18 protein-coding genes are annotated in these 15,767 nt (G+C 63.8%); 9 read left to right on the forward strand and 9 right to left on the reverse strand.

Going from position 1 to position 15,767, the window contains the following annotated elements:
* Positions 1-69: 69 nt before the first annotated feature.
* Positions 70-555 (forward strand): MmcB family DNA repair protein, encoded by a 486-nt coding sequence (locus tag HNE_RS17060; RefSeq protein ID WP_011648417.1) that lies wholly within the window; start codon positions 70-72, stop codon positions 553-555.
* A complete protein-coding gene (locus HNE_RS17065) occupies positions 552-998 on the forward strand; it encodes a hypothetical protein (RefSeq protein ID WP_011648418.1) in 447 nt (148 codons plus the stop codon). Before HNE_RS17060 ends, HNE_RS17065 begins: the two co-directional genes overlap by 4 nt.
* A gap of 3 nt (positions 999-1,001) precedes the next feature.
* Here HNE_RS17065 and HNE_RS17070 read toward each other — a convergent pair whose 3' ends face one another.
* On the reverse strand, positions 1,002-2,069 hold the full coding sequence (locus HNE_RS17070) for a citrate synthase/methylcitrate synthase (protein ID WP_011648419.1): 1,068 nt from the start codon (positions 2,067-2,069) through the stop codon (positions 1,002-1,004).
* Positions 2,070-2,146: 77 nt separating this feature from the next.
* On the opposite strand from HNE_RS17070, the gene HNE_RS17075 reads away from it, so the two are divergent.
* Positions 2,147-3,277 (forward strand): citrate synthase, encoded by a 1,131-nt coding sequence (locus tag HNE_RS17075; RefSeq protein ID WP_011648420.1) that lies wholly within the window; start codon positions 2,147-2,149, stop codon positions 3,275-3,277.
* A gap of 1 nt (position 3,278) precedes the next feature.
* On the opposite strand, the gene tkt is transcribed toward HNE_RS17075, so the two are convergent.
* The gene (gene tkt / locus HNE_RS17080) at positions 3,279-5,252 is read right to left on the reverse strand and encodes a transketolase (protein ID WP_011648421.1); all 1,974 of its coding nucleotides are present in this window, start codon (positions 5,250-5,252) and stop codon (positions 3,279-3,281) included.
* A 106-nt stretch (positions 5,253-5,358) separates the two neighbouring features.
* Here tkt and HNE_RS17085 point away from each other — a divergent pair, with 106 nt between their 5' ends.
* From HNE_RS17085 to HNE_RS17105, 5 genes are read left to right on the forward strand one after another with little or no spacing between them, the layout of a single operon-like run.
* Positions 5,359-5,652 (forward strand): DUF4164 family protein, encoded by a 294-nt coding sequence (locus HNE_RS17085; RefSeq protein ID WP_148206035.1) that lies wholly within the window; start codon positions 5,359-5,361, stop codon positions 5,650-5,652.
* Positions 5,639-5,950 (forward strand): cell division protein ZapA, encoded by a 312-nt coding sequence (locus HNE_RS17090; protein ID WP_011648423.1) that lies wholly within the window; start codon positions 5,639-5,641, stop codon positions 5,948-5,950. The genes HNE_RS17085 and HNE_RS17090 overlap by 14 nt, the downstream gene beginning before the upstream one ends.
* Positions 5,947-6,654, forward strand: coding sequence for an EI24 domain-containing protein (locus HNE_RS17095; RefSeq protein ID WP_011648424.1), 708 nt, complete (start codon positions 5,947-5,949; stop codon positions 6,652-6,654). The genes HNE_RS17090 and HNE_RS17095 overlap by 4 nt, the downstream gene beginning before the upstream one ends.
* A gap of 13 nt (positions 6,655-6,667) precedes the next feature.
* A complete protein-coding gene (locus HNE_RS17100; protein ID WP_011648425.1) occupies positions 6,668-6,880 on the forward strand; it encodes a twin transmembrane helix small protein in 213 nt (70 codons plus the stop codon).
* A 19-nt stretch (positions 6,881-6,899) separates the two neighbouring features.
* Entirely contained in the window at positions 6,900-7,472 is a 573-nt protein-coding gene (locus tag HNE_RS17105) for a cob(I)yrinic acid a,c-diamide adenosyltransferase (protein ID WP_011648426.1), read from the forward strand.
* Positions 7,473-7,475: 3 nt separating this feature from the next.
* Here the strand turns inward: HNE_RS17105 and HNE_RS17110 are convergent, their stop codons facing one another.
* From HNE_RS17110 to argH, 6 genes are all read right to left on the reverse strand, one after another.
* Positions 7,476-8,438 (reverse strand): MBL fold metallo-hydrolase, encoded by a 963-nt coding sequence (locus HNE_RS17110; protein ID WP_011648427.1) that lies wholly within the window; start codon positions 8,436-8,438, stop codon positions 7,476-7,478.
* 67 nt (positions 8,439-8,505) lie between these two features.
* Positions 8,506-11,190, reverse strand: coding sequence for a DUF4175 domain-containing protein (locus HNE_RS17115; protein WP_011648428.1), 2,685 nt, complete (start codon positions 11,188-11,190; stop codon positions 8,506-8,508).
* Positions 11,169-12,443, reverse strand: coding sequence for a diaminopimelate decarboxylase (gene lysA, locus HNE_RS17120; protein WP_011648429.1), 1,275 nt, complete (start codon positions 12,441-12,443; stop codon positions 11,169-11,171). Before lysA ends, HNE_RS17115 begins: the two co-directional genes overlap by 22 nt.
* Before the next feature lie 12 nt (positions 12,444-12,455).
* On the reverse strand, positions 12,456-12,683 hold the full coding sequence (locus tag HNE_RS17125; RefSeq protein WP_011648430.1) for a hypothetical protein: 228 nt from the start codon (positions 12,681-12,683) through the stop codon (positions 12,456-12,458).
* Entirely contained in the window at positions 12,683-12,919 is a 237-nt protein-coding gene (gene lptM / locus HNE_RS17130) for an LPS translocon maturation chaperone LptM (protein ID WP_035591293.1), read from the reverse strand. The genes HNE_RS17125 and lptM overlap by 1 nt, the downstream gene beginning before the upstream one ends.
* 4 nt (positions 12,920-12,923) lie before the next feature.
* Positions 12,924-14,321 carry an argininosuccinate lyase gene (gene argH / locus HNE_RS17135; protein ID WP_011648431.1) on the reverse strand — a complete coding sequence of 466 codons (1,398 nt, stop codon included), beginning with the start codon at positions 14,319-14,321 and terminating at the stop codon, positions 12,924-12,926.
* Positions 14,322-14,367: 46 nt separating this feature from the next.
* On the opposite strand from argH, the gene HNE_RS17140 reads away from it, so the two are divergent.
* Complete coding sequence (locus HNE_RS17140) at positions 14,368-14,958, forward strand: TlpA family protein disulfide reductase (RefSeq protein WP_011648432.1); 591 nt, start codon at positions 14,368-14,370, stop codon at positions 14,956-14,958.
* Here the strand turns inward: HNE_RS17140 and HNE_RS17145 are convergent.
* Positions 14,955-15,698: a hypothetical protein gene (locus HNE_RS17145; RefSeq protein WP_035591297.1), complete on the reverse strand. Its 744-nt coding sequence runs from the start codon at positions 15,696-15,698 to the stop codon at positions 14,955-14,957. The two genes, HNE_RS17140 and HNE_RS17145, sit on opposite strands and share 4 nt — an antisense overlap.
* Between the last annotated feature and the right edge of the window lie 69 nt (positions 15,699-15,767).

The following is a 15,767-nucleotide window of genomic DNA, read 5'->3' on the forward strand; positions in this document are numbered from 1 at the left end:
GGTGCCTTGACGATGAAACTTCGCCGGGCATAGGGTGGGGCACCAGAACAATACCGGAACGCCCCTGCCATGGCCGAAGCCCTCAATCAGGACGCCCCGCTCCGCCGCTCTGCCGAAATCTGCCGCGGCACGCTGCGCCTCATGGGCGAGATGGGCTATTACGGCGTCACCGAAATGACCCTGGCCAACAACCGCCGCGCAGATATTGCCAGCATTGGCCCGTCCGGTGACATCTGGATGATTGAAATCAAGTCCAGCATTCAGGACTTCAAATCCGACACCAAATGGCGGGAGTATATGGATTACTGCGACCGGTTGAGCTTCGCTGTTGGCGCAGACTTCCCACAGGAACTCATCCCTCCGGAAGCGGGTCTGATCGTCGCCGATGCCTTCTTCGGCGCGGTGATCCGGGAGGCGCCGGAGAGCCGGCTCGCGCCCGCCCGCCGCAAGGCCGTGACGCTGCGATTTGGCCGTCTCGCCGCTGCCCGGCTCAGTGGCATAAGCGATACGGGCTGGACGCCGGGCGAGGACGGGCTTACCTCGCCCCTGCCATGAGCCTTGCCTATCCCGTTGCCCGCTCCCTTGAAGATGCCCTGAAACCTGACGCCCCCACGGCGCGCAGCCGCCGCGGTGCCATGTCGCTGGCCAATGGTCTGGCCCTGGAGGGACTGGAAACAAGCTGGCTCCATATGCCCGAAGCCGAGGCGGACGCTCTGTTCAAGGCCCAGGGGCCTGACGGCGCCGCCGGGCATCTGCAGCGCTATGAAGACACCTCCGGCCACACGGTCGTCGCGGTCAGCTGGTGGAAACTGGTCGATCCAAATGACATCCGGCCGCCGGAGAAGCGTGCTTTCGAGCCAGCCCCGCCCCCTCCGCCGCCCGCTGACGAAGATCACACCGACGACCTCTATTTCCGCCGCGGCCGCACCAAGACCCGCCGCAAGAAACCAGCCGACCCCAACCAGATGGACCTCTTCAGCAAAAACCTGAAGGGTTGAGCCTCAGGCCGCTTCAGGAACCGGGCCGCGATAGACCGATCTGGGCCGCACCAGACGCCCCTCGCCGATCTGCTCACGCGCATGGGCCGTCCAGCCGATGATGCGGCCGCAGGCAAAAACGGCAGTAAATGCTTCGCGTGGCAAACCGAGTGCTTCCAGCAGCAACGCCGTATAGAATTCGACATTCGTCTCCAGCGTCCGCCGGGGATATTTCTCGGCAAGCCGTCCAAGCACAGCGCGCTCGATATGTTCGGCAAAACCGATACGTCCCGAGGTGCCCGGAAGCCGCGCCAACGCTGTCTTGAGCGCATCAGCACGGGGGTCGCGCACCCGGTAAACCCGGTGGCCAAATCCCATCAGCCGCTCATTCCGCGCTAACGCCTCATCAATCCAGCGCTCGGCATTTTCCGGCACGCCAATCGCATCGAGCATGTCGAGCACCGGCCCTGGCGCGCCGCCATGCAGGGGACCTTTGAGCGCCGAAATACCTGCAATGGCGGCCGAAGTAAGCCCCGCCCTGGTCGAGGCGACGACGCGGGCCGCAAACGTGGATGCGTTGAGGCCATGATCGCAGACGGTTACGAGATAGGCGTCCAAGGCGCGGGCTTCGGCCTGATGCGGCACCTTGCCGGTCAACATATGCAGAAAATCAGCCGACTGTGACAGCTGGGCGTTCGGCGCAATTGGGGGCTCCCCCCGGCCGCGCCTTATGGCAGCGGCAGTGAGAACCGGCGCTGATCCCGCCAGCCTGATCGCCGTCTCAAGGCTTTCATCATCCGGCAGAAGGGCCCATCCCGCGCGCAGGAAGGACACACTGTCCAGCCCATCAGGAATACCAGACACGATTGCAAATGCCGCTTCACGCGCCTCGCCCAGCTGTCGCCCGAGCGACGACACATCTCTCAGGTCTTCAAAAAAACCCTCCCACAGAAGATGCGCAGTATCCTCAAACGCCATGGATGCAGAAAGTAACTCAACCGGCCATCCGCGAATGACCAGACGCCCGTTCTGTCCGTCCACATCAGACAGAACCGTCTCTGCAGCGACAATATTCTCAAGTCCGGAATCCATAAGTGTCTCCCTGATTTCCTGAGATCAAATTCGCCCTGGCCCTGTTCAGCGTCAATCTTGATCAATATAATCAACATATGTTGTGGATCGGACGCGAAGAGGCCCTCGGCGCGCTGGGCGTAAAACCCCAGACCCTCTACGCCTATGTCAGCCGCGGACTGATCGCGGCCCGGCCGGACACCGATGATCCCCGGTCGAGTCTCTATTCCTCCTCCGATATTGCCACTCTGGTGAAACGGCGGCGCAGCGGCCGGGGCCGCGAAGCCATTGCGCAGGGCGCCATTTCCTGGGGCGAACCGGTCATGGAAACGGCGATCACTACGGTGCGCAACGGCCGTCTGATCTATCGCGGCAAGGACGCTGTGCGCCTCTCGGCAGACGCAACTCTGGAGGAGGCAGCTGCCCTCCTCTGGAATGCCGGGGCATTGCCCCCAGCCCGCGCCGCTGAATTGCCCTCCGGCGGACCGACCGGCAAGGCGCGCGCGCTCGCATTTCTCGCGGCCCGCGCGGCTCAAGACACACCGAGCTTCGCCAGACACCCCACCTCTCTGGCCAGAGAGGGCAGCGAACTGCTCGCCGGCTTCTGCACGGCCGTTACCGGTACGACCGGACGCGGCTTCTTCCATCAGCGCCTTGCCCGTCATTGGGGCCTTTCTCCGGGCGGGACCGATCTCGTCCGGCGCGCACTGGTGCTGGTGGCAGACCATGAGCTGAACCCGTCCACTTTTGCCGCGCGGGTGGCCGCGTCGACTGGCGCCCCATTAGCGGCTTGCGCCCTGGCAGGATGCGCGACATTGACCGGCCCGCTGCATGGTGAAGCGTCGCAACGCGCTCTGATCTATCTCAAGCGCGCGCTTGAGGACGGCCCGGAAACGGCGCTTGCCGGCCTGGCAGACAGCGGTGAACCAATTCCTGCGACAGGACATACCCTTTACCCCGAAGGCGACCCCCGTGCGGGCGCCCTGCTTCGCTGGATGAAACCGGGCGGGGATTTGAAGCGCGCCATTCGCGCCGCAGAGAACCATACCGGCGCCCGCGCCAATATCGACATGGCGCTGGCCGCGCTTAGCGTTCAGCTTGAGCTACCGGAGGACGCGCCGTTCCTTATCTTTGCGAGCGGGCGTATGGCAGGCTGGATCGCCCACGCCATAGAACAAGTCTCCAGCGGCAAGACCATCCGCCCACGGGCAAATTATATGGAGGACTAAATCAGACCCGCTCTTTGATCGCGGCAACGGCGGCTTCCGCCGTGATGCCGAAATGCTGGTAGAGTTTCTGATAGGGCGCGCTGGCGCCGAAGCTGTCCATGCCGACGAAACCGCCATCGGCGCCGATCCAGCGATCCCAGCCGAAGCGGACTCCGGCTTCAATCGCGACCTTGGGCAGTTCCTTGCCGAGCGTCTCGGCGCGGTAGGCTGCGTCCTGCTGGCCAAACAATTCCATCGACGGCATCGAGACGACGCGCACGGCGATCCCCTCTTCCGCCAGCATGGCCTGAGCCTTCAGGGCAATCTCGACTTCCGAGCCGGTCGCGATGAGCACACCGCGCTCCTTGCCCTTGCCGGCGGGCGAAAGAACATAACCGCCCTTGGCCGAGAGGTTTTCATCCGTATGCGTCTTGCGGGCGGGCGCCACATTCTGGCGGGTCAGAGCCATCGTGGCGGGGCCATCATTGCGGTGCAGAGCCAGTTCCCAGCACTCTGCGGTCTCGACGCCATCTGCCGGGCGGAACACCACCATGTTCGGCATCGCGCGCAGCGAAGCGACATGCTCCACCGGCTGGTGCGTCGGGCCGTCTTCGCCCAGGCCAATCGAGTCGTGCGTCATCACATGGATGACCTGCGTACCCATCAACGCGCCAAGCCGGATCGCCGCGCGGCTGTAATCGGCAAACACCAGGAACGTGCCCGAATACGGAATGATGCCGCCATGCAGCGCCATACCGTTCATCGCCGCCGCCATCGCATGCTCACGCACGCCGTAATGGATGTAGCGGCCACTCCAGCTCTTGGGTGTCATCGGCGCGGTGTGGCTGGTCTTGGTGTTGTTCGATCCCGAAAGGTCTGCCGAACCGCCGACCATCTCCGGCACAAGACCGGTAATGACTTCCAGCGCTTCCCCGCTCCAGACGCGCGTCGCCTTGGAGGCGCCGCCTTCGGCCACAGCCTTCTTGTGCTTGATAATCGCCTTGCCGAGATTCTTCGGCAGACGGCCAGCGATCGCGGCGTTGAATTCGCCCTTGTGCGGGCTTGCTGCGAGGCGCTTCTTCCAGGCGGCATGCTCGGCAACCGATCGCTCACCAGCTTTCGCCCAGGCTTTTTCGATCGCTTCTGGTACTTCAAACGGTGCATGCGGCCAGTTCAGAGACTTGCGAATACCGTCGATTTCTTCGGCGCCATAAGGGCCGCCATGGGCCTTGCCGGTGCCGGCAAGCTTGGGCGCACCGAAACCGATGATGGTCTTCACGGCCAGGAAAACCGGCTTCTTCTGCTTGGTCGCCCACTTAAGCGCGGCTTCGACGTCTTTCTCGTCATGGCCATCCACGCGGCGGCTGATCCAGCCAGAGGCTTCAAAGCGCGCGCACTGATCGGTCGAATCGGAAAGGTCGGTAGAACCATCAATGGTGACGGCGTTATCGTCGAACAGCACGATGAGCTTGTTCAGCTTCATATGCCCGGCCAGCGTGATCGCTTCCTGGCTGAGCCCTTCCATGAGGCAGCCATCCCCGGCAACAACCCAGGTCCGGTGATCTACCAGATCATTGCCAAACCGGGCATTGAGATGGCGCTCGGCAATTGCCATGCCGACGGCGGTGGCGATGCCCTGCCCCAGCGGGCCGGTGGTCGTCTCAACGCCGGTGGTCACGAAATTCTCCGGATGGCCCGGCGTGCTGGCGCCCATCTGGCGGAAATTACGGATGTCGTCGCGGCTGACCGAGGCATAACCTGTCAGGTGCAGCAGCGAATAGATCAGCATCGATCCATGACCTGCCGATAGCACAAACCGGTCACGGTCCGCCCAGTTGGGGTCTTTCGGATCAAACTTCAGGAATTTTCGGAAAAGGACAGTCGCGGCGTCGGCCATGCCCAGAGGCAAGCCGACATGGCCGGATTTGGCCGCTTCGACGGCGTCCATGGACAGAGCCCGCACGGCATTTGCCATGTCGCGATTGGTGACAGCCATTCTGCTGATCTCCCGGAGTTTTTGCGTTCGAGGCTGCTAGGCCAGACTTGCTGGCCTCCGTCAAGGCGCTTGGCGGCGCAAACCAATGCAGATACTTGATAATCTGATGAATGAGATGGACTCCGCAGCCACGCGCCTGGACGCGGCCCTGAAGCGCCTGGAAGGGGCGCTTGAGGCCCATTTGACCCGAGCGGGAGACCCGGCCGCTCTGAGAGCCGAGATCACCGCCCTCGTTGAAGATCGCTCCCGGCTGGCAGAAGAACTCGATGATGCGCTGGCGCGCGAACAGGAGCTGCAAGCCCTCGCCGATGAGGCAAGCGACGCGTTGGGCGCGGCCATTCAGGAAGTGCGCGCCGCGCTGAGCCCCGAGGAAGAGGAGCCCGGCGATGGCCAAGGCTGACATCCGCATCCGGGGGCGCATCTATTCCATCGCCTGCACACCCGGTCAGGAAATGCGGGTCCAGCGCCTTGGAGAACAGCTCGATGTGCGGCTTGCCAGTATCTCTTCGGCCGTCGGCGACATTGGCGATGACCGGTTGTTACTGATCGCAGCCCTTGCGCTGCTGGATGAACTCGATGCCGCCCGTCAGACCGCCCCCGCGTCCAGCGCAGACCAGCGCGCCGCCGCGCTTGTCACCGCAATGGCCGCCAAGGTGGAGGCCCTGGCCGCCCGGCTGGAAAGTGGCGGAAACGCATGACACGCGCCGTCAGCGCAATCCTTGGCGGTATCAGGGATGTTGCCTCCGGACGGCTCACCCTGTTTGCCATACTCAACCTGATCCTGGCCCTGGCGCTCACCGGTGGCAGCGCCCTGGCGGTCATCCGGTATGGCGTGCCGCTTATTCCTGAAGGCGATGGCTGGCTCAGCTATCTGTCCACAGCCGGGGAAATCGCCGCCAGCCTGATACTGATTGTGCTGGCTTTGGCCCTCTCGCCTGCCGCGTCCATATTTGTCGGAGGGTTCCTGTTCGATTTTGCTGCCGAGCGGGTCGAAAAAGCGATCGGGGCGCCCAAGGCTCGCGCCGTCCCGCTGACAGAAGGCGTCATCAACGGGCTGAAGATCGCGCTGCCCGCCCTACTTCTGAATCTTCTGGTGATCCCGCTCTATTTCGTTCCGGTGGTGAACGTCGTTGTGTTTGTCGTCCTGAATGGCGCCCTGATGGGACGGGAATATGCAACGCTGGCGGCGGCGCGCCAGATGAGCTTCAAGGAGGCTGTGCGCCTGCGCAACCGGCATGGCGCCTCTGTCTTTCTCGTTGGGCTCGCCTGCTCGGTCATCCCGTTCTTCGCGCCGCTCGTGGGCGCCGGCGCCATGGTCCGGCTGGTTCAGAAACTGCCGCGACCCGATGCAGCAGGGCGCAGCGCCCCCGAGCGCACTACTATCAAGGCCGACAAGCACTGAAAGGCGACACGCCATGCAACAACTCCTGACTATCGGCTTCTATGTCGCGCTGGCGGCTGTCGCGGTGGTTCTGATCATCGGCATTGCCAATCTGGCGCGCCGCGACGGCAACCAGGTAAGCCGCTCCAACAAGCTGATGCGGATGCGCGTCATCTTCCAGGCAATTGCCATTGCCTTCCTGGTGCTCATCGGGATCGCGTCCGGCGCGATCAATTTCGGCAGCTGACAGGAAGGATACCCGGCCCATGGTCCGCATCGACAAGATCTACACCCGCACGGGCGACAAAGGACAGACCCGCCTTTCGACCGGCGAGCAGGTGCCCAAATGGCACCCCCGCGTCGCCGCTTATGGCACGGTAGATGAACTCAACGCCGCCGTCGGTGTTGCCGCCCTGGAAGCCGGCAGCGACATGCTTGCCCGGATCCGCCGCATCCAGAATGACCTCTTCGATCTTGGCGCAGACCTTGCCACACCCGATCGCGGCCGCGTTCTGGAATGGACCCCGCTGCGCATCATCGCCACGCAGGTCACCCGGCTTGAAGAAGAGATCGACGCAATGAACGCGGCCATCGCTCCGCTCGACAGTTTCATTCTGCCCGGCGGCTCAAGACTTGCGGCGCAGCTACACGTCGCCCGCACCCTTTGCCGCCGCGCGGAACGCTACATGGCCGAGCTTGCAAGCTTGGAGAACGAGCCGGTAAACGCCGAGGCGTTGGCGTTCATCAACCGCCTGTCGGACTGGCTGTTCGTGGCCGGGCGTGCGGCAAACAATGACGGCGCAGATGACGTAAAATGGGTGCCCGGCGCAAACCGCTGATATTCAGCGGCGCTGCGCATCCCGCACGTCCGCCATCAAAGCAAAGAGCTCGATGACCGGCGTGACCTTTCCGTCACCGCGATACTCCCGGTAAAGACTGTCGACATTCACGGCAATGCGCTCTGCGTCGCCCCAGCTGGCATAGTCGCCAAGTGCAATATCCAGCGCCGCCTCGCGCACGCCAAGCCCGGCATCGAAGCGTTTGCGGGCCTCCCCGTCAACAAAGGCAAGATAGTCCGCCACCCGGCGCACACCCGCCTTGTCCGTGACCGGACCATGACCCGGCACGATAACATCGACATCCATGGCGATGATCTGCTCACACGCCCTGATCCAGTTCGCCACTGGTCCCGCCCACATCAGCGGCGTGCCATCGATAAACAGAATGTCACCGGTGAAAATAGCCTTGTCGCCCGGCACATGCACCAGAACATCTCCGCCCGTATGCGCCGGGCCGACTTCGATCAGACGCACGGCCTTGTCACCCACCTTCAGGTCCAGCGTCCCTGAAAATGTCTGCGTCGGCGCCCGCTCATCGACATTCTCGAAATCGAAAGGCGCGAAAATGTCCGCGAAATAACTGCCGGCCGGCCCCAGTTGCGCGCCCATCTTCTTGAATTGGGCCAGCATCGCCGGGGGCACTTCGGCCATTTCGCGTGCGCTCGCTTCGGACGCAATGATCTCCGCCTGCGGACAACAACCATTGCCGTGGCAATGATCACCATTGGCATGCGTATTCACGATGGCGCCAATCTTGCCCGCCCCGATACCCGTCGCATCGGCCATCGCGCCGAGCATCTCCCGCGTCAGCGCCATGTCGAACAGCGTATCGACGAGAAGGGACGCTTCCCCATCGCGGATCAGCCCGGCATTCGACCAGCCCCAGCCGCCATCGGGCTGCAGCCAGGCATACAGCCCATTGCCAATATCCTTGAGACCCTTGGTATACTCCCAGCGCGCGGCCATCTTTCTTCCTCCCGGTCAACTTTTGCCGGAATGAGACCACGGCGCCACCCGCCCCGCAAGCGCCGGCTCAGAACCGCTCCAGCAGACGCCGCAGGTATTCGCGCTCTTCCTCGTCTTCGGCCTCGCCGTAACGGCGGCGGAGTTCGTCGAGAATATCCTTTGCCCGTTGGCGTTCGGACTCTGACGGAATTTCGATCCCCTGCCCGTCATTGCCCGCGCCTGTCAGCGGCCGGCCGAGCGGATCATTTGAGTTTTGTCCCTGCTCGCCCAGCCGGTTGGCCCGCATCTGGTCAATCTGGTTGGCCATCTCACGGGAAAGCTCCGAGAGCATCTGCGTGGCCCGCTCCTGATCGATCACCGCGCGCCCCTCATTGCCGCCCTCAAGGGCACGCTCTGCCCGGCGCTGCGCATCGAGAATGCCGCGCAGGGTATCTTCGTCCACCCCGTCGCCGGGGGTGCCGCCGCCTTCTTCACCCTGCCCCCCGCTGTCGCCGCCCCGGCGGGCCAGTTCTTCGACGAGACGGCCAAGCTCGGCCTGCCGCTCAGCCAGCGTTCCGCCCCGACCCTCTCCCGGCTCGCCCTCGCCTTCCTGCGCGCCGCCGCCGTCTTCTCCGGGCTCCTGGCCTTCGCCCGTGCCCTGGCCTTCCATGTCGCCGCCTTCGCCTTGCTCTGAGCCTTCGCCGGGTTGCTCACCCATCTGACCGGGCTGTTCGCCGCGCTGCTGCGCAAGGGTATCATCATTGAGCTGGCGCTGTTCACGGAGGATTTCGGAGAGCCGGCGCATGGCGTCGGTCAGCTCTTGCTCTTCAGGCGGAAGGTCTCCTTCCTCGCCTTCGGCCTGTTCACCCGGAAGGCCATCGCCCTGGCCTTCGCCGCGCTGGAATTCGAGATTCTCCAGCATGTTGGTAATGTCCGAGAGAAGCTGGCGGGCCTGCTCCTCCGCCCCGGTCTCGGTGAGATCCTGCAGGGCATTCAACATGTCCTCAAAATCCTGACCGCCCAGCGAGTCGCCCCCCGCCTGCGCCTGGCCATCTTCCTGCTGCGCTGGCCCGTCGAGCCCGCCGGCCATCGCCTCGGCCATCTTCGCCGCAAGGTATTCATTTGCCGCGTCGCGGAACGCTTCCATCAGCCTGCGGATTTCCTCTTCCGAGGCGCCATCCCTCAGCGCGCGCTCCAGCGCGGCCCGCGCGGCCTCAAGCCTTGCCCGCGCATCGGCCACGCTGCCATGTTCCAGCTTCAGCGCAATCGACCAGAGCAACGGCTCGACCGCATCAGCCTCCTGCTTGGTCCCGGCCGATTGCAATGTGCCAAGCGCCATGCGCAGACCCATGAAGGCGCCAAGATCATTGATGAACATCTCGCCGCGATACGTCACAGCGTCGAGCATCAGGGCGGCCTGGCGCACACCGTCCGGCGCCGCATCAAGCCGCCCGGTTGCGGCCGTGTTTATGGCGCCGTCGGAAATTGCCTGCTCATTCTTCGGCACCTCGGCATAAGGGCGCGGTTCGCGCAGAACGGTCACGCGCGCCTCCTGCGCAGCCCGTGCCAGCGGGTCGAGAAACAGCTTTTCCGGCAGAATGAACGGCACCGGCTCGCTGAACCCCTCCTGCCCGGCCCCATCCCGCGCGACCAGCCGGAGATCGACCGGCAATCCCACCCACCGGTGGCGGGTCAGATCCAGCTGCGCCGTCGCCGCCAGCTCCTTTGCCCCTGGCGCGCCGGGCATCGGCACCGGCACACGATCCTCTGCATCGGGCGCTGCCGGATGCGGAACCCGCAGGCGAATGGCCAGTTCGACCGCGGTCACGCCATAATCATCGCCCGCCTTCCACTTGAAGGTCACCTGATCGCGCTGGCCGGGTTCTGGCAGCGTGTCGAATGCAATGAGCGGCACCTCATCGGGCAGAATGGTGAAATTCCACCGCGCCCGCTCGCCCCACCAGTTCACGGTCAGGCGCGTATCTTCCTCAATCCGGGCGCGCGCCTCATAGGCGCCTTCAGGGGTCCTGGAAAACCGCTCGGCCTTGCGCCGGTCCCCGCGCAGGATCAGCTTGGGCGCAGAGGGCGCCTGCGTGCGCAGCGTGATTTCCGAGCCAACCGGAACCCGCACGTTCTTCATATCCGCTTGCAGGAAGATTGGCGCCCGGCCGGTATGCTCTGGCGGGGTCACCCAGGCCTCAACGATCATTTTGTCCGCGCCGACAAGCGCCCCCAGATCGGGGCTCAGCGCCCGGCCGATCCGCCCCGGCCCGGCGGCGCCGGCTACCAGCGCCAGTGCCACCACACCCACCGGCACAATGTAGCGCAGGCGATAGGGATCAAGCGCCGCCCATTCCGACTTCAGGCGTGGCAGACGGAGATTCCCGATTTCGGAGATCAACCGTTCCCGGTGCGCCCGCCAGAGGCTCGCCGGCCCAGCTGCAGGATCGGCCGGCCTGTCGGTCAGCGACGTAACCGGCCGCAATTCAGACTGCCGGTCCAGCGCACGCACGACGTCCGCCTCGCTGGGGCTGCGATACCGGCGCCAGGAGAGCCATGACAGCCCCAATGCGGTGATCATCAGCGCCGGAAGGATCGCGGCGGCCAGGAAACTGCTCAGCCGGTCAAAGCCCCCGGCGAGCGCAACAGCCAGAAACAAGGCAATAAACACAAATGCCGGCCACCAGGCGCGGCCGAGCGCCAGAAGCGTCAGCCGGCGGCGCGTGGCCGCAAGCTTCTTCCCCAGCGTGTTCAGGCCTTCGCCGTGATCCAATCGGGCACCTCTTCCAGCATCGTCATTTCTTCAAAGTCCGGCCGGCGGCGCACAATACTGTAGCGATCACCGCTGACGAGGACTTCGGGAACCAATGGACGGGCATTGTAGGCCGATGAGAGCACAGCGCCATAGGCGCCTGCAGACATGAAGGCGAGGCGGTCACCGGGCGTCACCTTGGGCAGGGTGCGCGCTGTGGCAAACTTGTCGGTCGACTCGCAGATCGGCCCAACAACATCATAAACTTTCTCAGCCGCGTCCTGTGCAGGTTCATCCAGGGGCCGGATGTCGTGATGGGCGCCATAAAGCGCCGGGCGGATGAGGTCATTCATGCCCGCATCAATGATCAGAAACGTGCGGTCGGGCGCTTCTTTTTCATACAGTGCCGTCGTCAGCAACACGCCCGCATTGCCCGCGATCACGCGGCCGGGCTCCAGAATAACCTCAAACCCATGGCCAGCGGTGACCTCGGCAATCATCGCGGCATAGGCAGACGGGGGCGCCGGGGCATCAGTCTCGCGATAGGGAATGCCAAGGCCCCCGCCCACATCAATCCGGCGAATATCATGCCCCTGCCCTCTCAGGCGAAGCGCAAGAGCCACCACTTTCTCGAAGGCCGCGCGCATCGGCCCGAGTTCGCCGATCTGGCTGCCGATGTGCACGTCGACGCCGACGACCTGAATGCCCGGAAGCTTGCCTGCTTCGGCATACAGCGCCTCCGCCTCGCCCCAGGGCACACCAAACTTGTCACCCGATTTGCCGGTGGAGATGTTGGGATGACCGCCGGCCGCCACATCGGGGTTCACCCGAAGCGCAATCGGCGCCTTAAGGCCAAGTCCACTGGCCACCCTCGACAGGAGCCGCAGCTCGCCGGCGCTCTCGACGTTGAACTGGTGAATTCCGGCCTCAAGCGCCAGCTTCATTTCAGCCGCCGTCTTGCCAACGCCGGAAAACACGATGCGCGCGGCCGGAATACCCGCCTTCATCGCCCGCTGCATTTCTCCGCCGCTGACGACATCCGCGCCGCAGCCTTCAGCCGCCAGCGTCGCCAGCACGGCCAGGTTTCCGTTCGCCTTCACCGAATAGGCAATCAGCACCTTCTGGCTGCTGAACGCCTCGGCGATAACCCGCGCGTGACGCTCCAGCGTCGCGGTCGAATAGACGTATACCGGCGTGCCAACCTCGTCCGCCACGCGGCCAAGATCGACGCCCTCACACTGGAGGCGGCCTCCGGCATAATTGAAATGATGCATGTAGACTCCAGGTCAGGAGAGGTCGCCGAGACCGCCTTCATCGACATCCCCGGTGGGCTTGTTCTCGGGAACTTCTCCGCCCCATTCGTTCACGCGCGGCTCATCGGCCGCGGGCGGGGCGGGCAACTCAACCGGCGGAGGTTCGGCAACCGGCTCAGGCTCTGGCGCTTCCGGGGCGGTTTGGCAGGCCATCAGAAGTCCGCCAGAAAGTACCGAAGCGATAAAAAAGCGCGCTTTCATCAGAACCCTCCCGGACCGCCAAGCAGTTCGTCGTCTTCTTCCTCGGTCTCATTCTGCGGGCGATCCGGCAATTGCGGCAGGTCGCGCGCTTCGCCATCAGGCAGATCCGCAGGGTCAACATCGCCCGAGGGATTGCCAATCAGGGGACCGGGGCGCTGCAGCGGACCTTGCAGGCCGCAGGCAGACAGTGTGGTGGTGAAAAGAATAACCGCCGCAAGGGCGAGGGTGCGTTTCATGGGACTACTCCACTCGAAGTCTCTGTTTCCACTGTGCCACCTGTTCGGCCACGCGAACAGGGCTCGTGGCGCCATATGAGGTACGCGATGCAGCTGACGCTTCAACGCTGAGCACGCCATATACCTCCTGTGTGATGGCGCTGTGCACGGCCTGCATCTCCTTCAGGGGCAGATCAGCCAGATCAACCCCCTTGGCCTCGGCCCGCGCAACAATGCGGCCCGTAACATGGTGGGCATCCCGGAACGGCATTCCCAGTTCCCGAACCAGCCAGTCCGCCAGGTCCGTCGCCGTAGAGAACCCTTTGGCCGCGGCTGCCCGCATGGCGTCGGGCTTGAAGCTGATGGTTTCGATCATGCCGGTCATTGCCCGGACACACAGATTAAACGTGTCGAAGGCGTCAAAAGTGAGGCGTTTGTCGTCCTGCAGATCCTTCGCATAGGCCAGCGGCAGCGCCTTGATGGCCCCCTGCAATGCCGAGAAATGCCCCGTGATCAGTGATGCCTTCGCCCGGATCAGCTCAGCCGCATCCGGATTGCGTTTCTGAGGCATGATCGAAGACCCCGTCGACCATTGATCGCTCAGCCGCGCAAAGCCGAATTGCGGGCTCGTCCACAGCACGATCTCTTCAGCCAGACGCGAAAGGTGCGTGGCGGCAATCGAAAGGCTGGAGAGCGCTTCCAGCGCGAAATCCCGCGCAGAAACCGCGTCCAGCGAGTTTGCCATCGGCCGGGCAAAGCCGAGCGCTTCAGCCGTCATGTCGCGGTCGATCGGAAAGCCAGTGCCGGCCAGCGCGGCAGCGCCCAGCGGACACTCATTCAGCCGCACCGCGCAATCGAGCAGGCGGGAGCGGTCGCGTTCCAGCATCTCGACATAGGCCAGCAAGTGATGCCCGAGCGTCACCGGCTGCGCGGTCTGCAAATGGGTAAAGCCCGGCATCACGGTGGACGTATTCTCGTCAGCCCGGCGCACCAGCATTGCCTGAAGGCCCGCCACCAGTTGGCCGGTCTCGTCCAAGGCCCGCCGCGTCCAGAGACGGAAGTCTGTGATCACCTGATCATTGCGCGACCGCGCCGTATGCAGGCGCCCGGCCGGCTCGCCGATCAGCTCCTTGAGGCGGGCTTCGACATTCATGTGAATGTCTTCCAGCTCTCGGCGGAAAGGGAATGTCCCTGCCCGCATCTCCTCGATCACGGCGTCGAGGCCACCCTGGATCGCCTCATTATCGGCGACGCTCAGAATGCCCATTTCGGCCAGCATGTCGGCATGGGCGCGGCTACCGGCAACATCTTCTTCCGCCATCCGCCGGTCAATATCCAGCGAGGCATTGATCTCTTCCATGATGGCTGAAGGTGTCGCGGCAAAACGCCCGCCCCACATCATCTGGCCTTTGTCATCTGCCATTGCCATATCCTCTTATTCGTAACCGACGTCAGTGAAGGGCCGTCCCATGACCCGCTACGCCTATCTCGGCCTCTTCTTGATCGGCCTTGGTGCGATTGTCTATGTGCTGATGAGCGCTGCGACAGGAAAGCCCGCCGGTAATCCGCTTGAAGCCTTCGCCACAGGCCAGATGGAAAAGCTGGATTTCGGCAGCGCCGGCCAGCCAATCCCCGCCGGCACATTCACAGATACAGACAACACGTCCCAGACGCTTGAGGTCTTCAAGGGCAAGACGATCCTCGTCAACTACTGGGCCACCTGGTGCCCGCCCTGCGAGAAGGAAATGCCCTCTCTCGGCGCCCTGCAGACCGCGCGCAGCGGCGATACGTTCGAAGTCGTCGCCCTAAGCGTCGATACGGTTGAAGATGTGGACTATGCCAAACGCCGCCTGACCGAACTGGGCGCCTCCAATATTCCCTTCCGCCATGCCCCCATGGATGCCGGGGACATCATCTACGGCGCCGGCGTGCGCGGCTTCCCCACAACGATCATTTACGGTCCCGATGGTCTGGAGATCGCGCGCCTGGCAGGTGAAGCGGACTGGGCGTCAGCCGAAGCCGTGCAGTTCATCGACGCGGCTATCAAGGCCGCACGCTAGGGCAGCGCCTGCAGCGCGGCCTTGATGCGCCCAAACTGCTCCACCATCCGCACTTCTGGTGCCGGTGTCCGGTCTGGCAACGGGCCACCGGCAGGCCACATCAGTACCAGAATGTCCAGTTCCAGGCGAAGCTCTCCATATACCATTTCATCAAGCGGTGAGATTAGATCCCGGCCCGTCACGGCATAACCATAAGCAGACTGGTAGGCCTGGGCATCAACGATGTCGCCGAATTTGACACCGGTCTGATAAGCATCCGCCGAAAGCTGCATCAGAAACGCGGTAACGTCTTCGGGCGCCGCCCCGGAGGCGGCAAGCACTGCCTTGAGGTTTGATTCAGCATCGGCAAAAAGTGGCGCAACCTCCTCTTCCGGCCGGCCAAGCTCAAGCGCCACAACGAGGGCTTCCACGCGTGCCGGTTCAAATCCCAGCGCCTCCAGGGCGCCGTCGTCTGCCGCGCTCAGTCTTTGCGTTGTCCCTGCAATCTGCGCGCGCGCCGCGTCCACTTCACCAGCCCGGAACAACATATCGGCCGCAACGATCCGTCCAGCCAGAAAGGCGGCTCGGTCGGCCACGGCCCAGCTTCGAAACTGCTCTGCTTTGAGTGTCTCACGGGTCTCAGGCTTGGCGGCTAGCGGGCCAGGCCTGCCGGTATCCGGCCGGCCGGGTTGGCCGTCACACGCTACCGCAGTTACCAGCAGCCCTGCGCCGGCAGCCAGCTTCAGAATACCTCGAATCATGTGCGCCTCATCACCGCTCTCCGGCGTAAAGGCTAGCCGCAAGCCCCTGCTTTACAAGTGCCCGTGAAA

Origin of the sequence: Hyphomonas neptunium ATCC 15444 (assembly GCF_000013025.1) — a bacterium.
In the GTDB taxonomy this organism is placed as follows: domain Bacteria; phylum Pseudomonadota; class Alphaproteobacteria; order Caulobacterales; family Hyphomonadaceae; genus Hyphomonas; species Hyphomonas neptunia.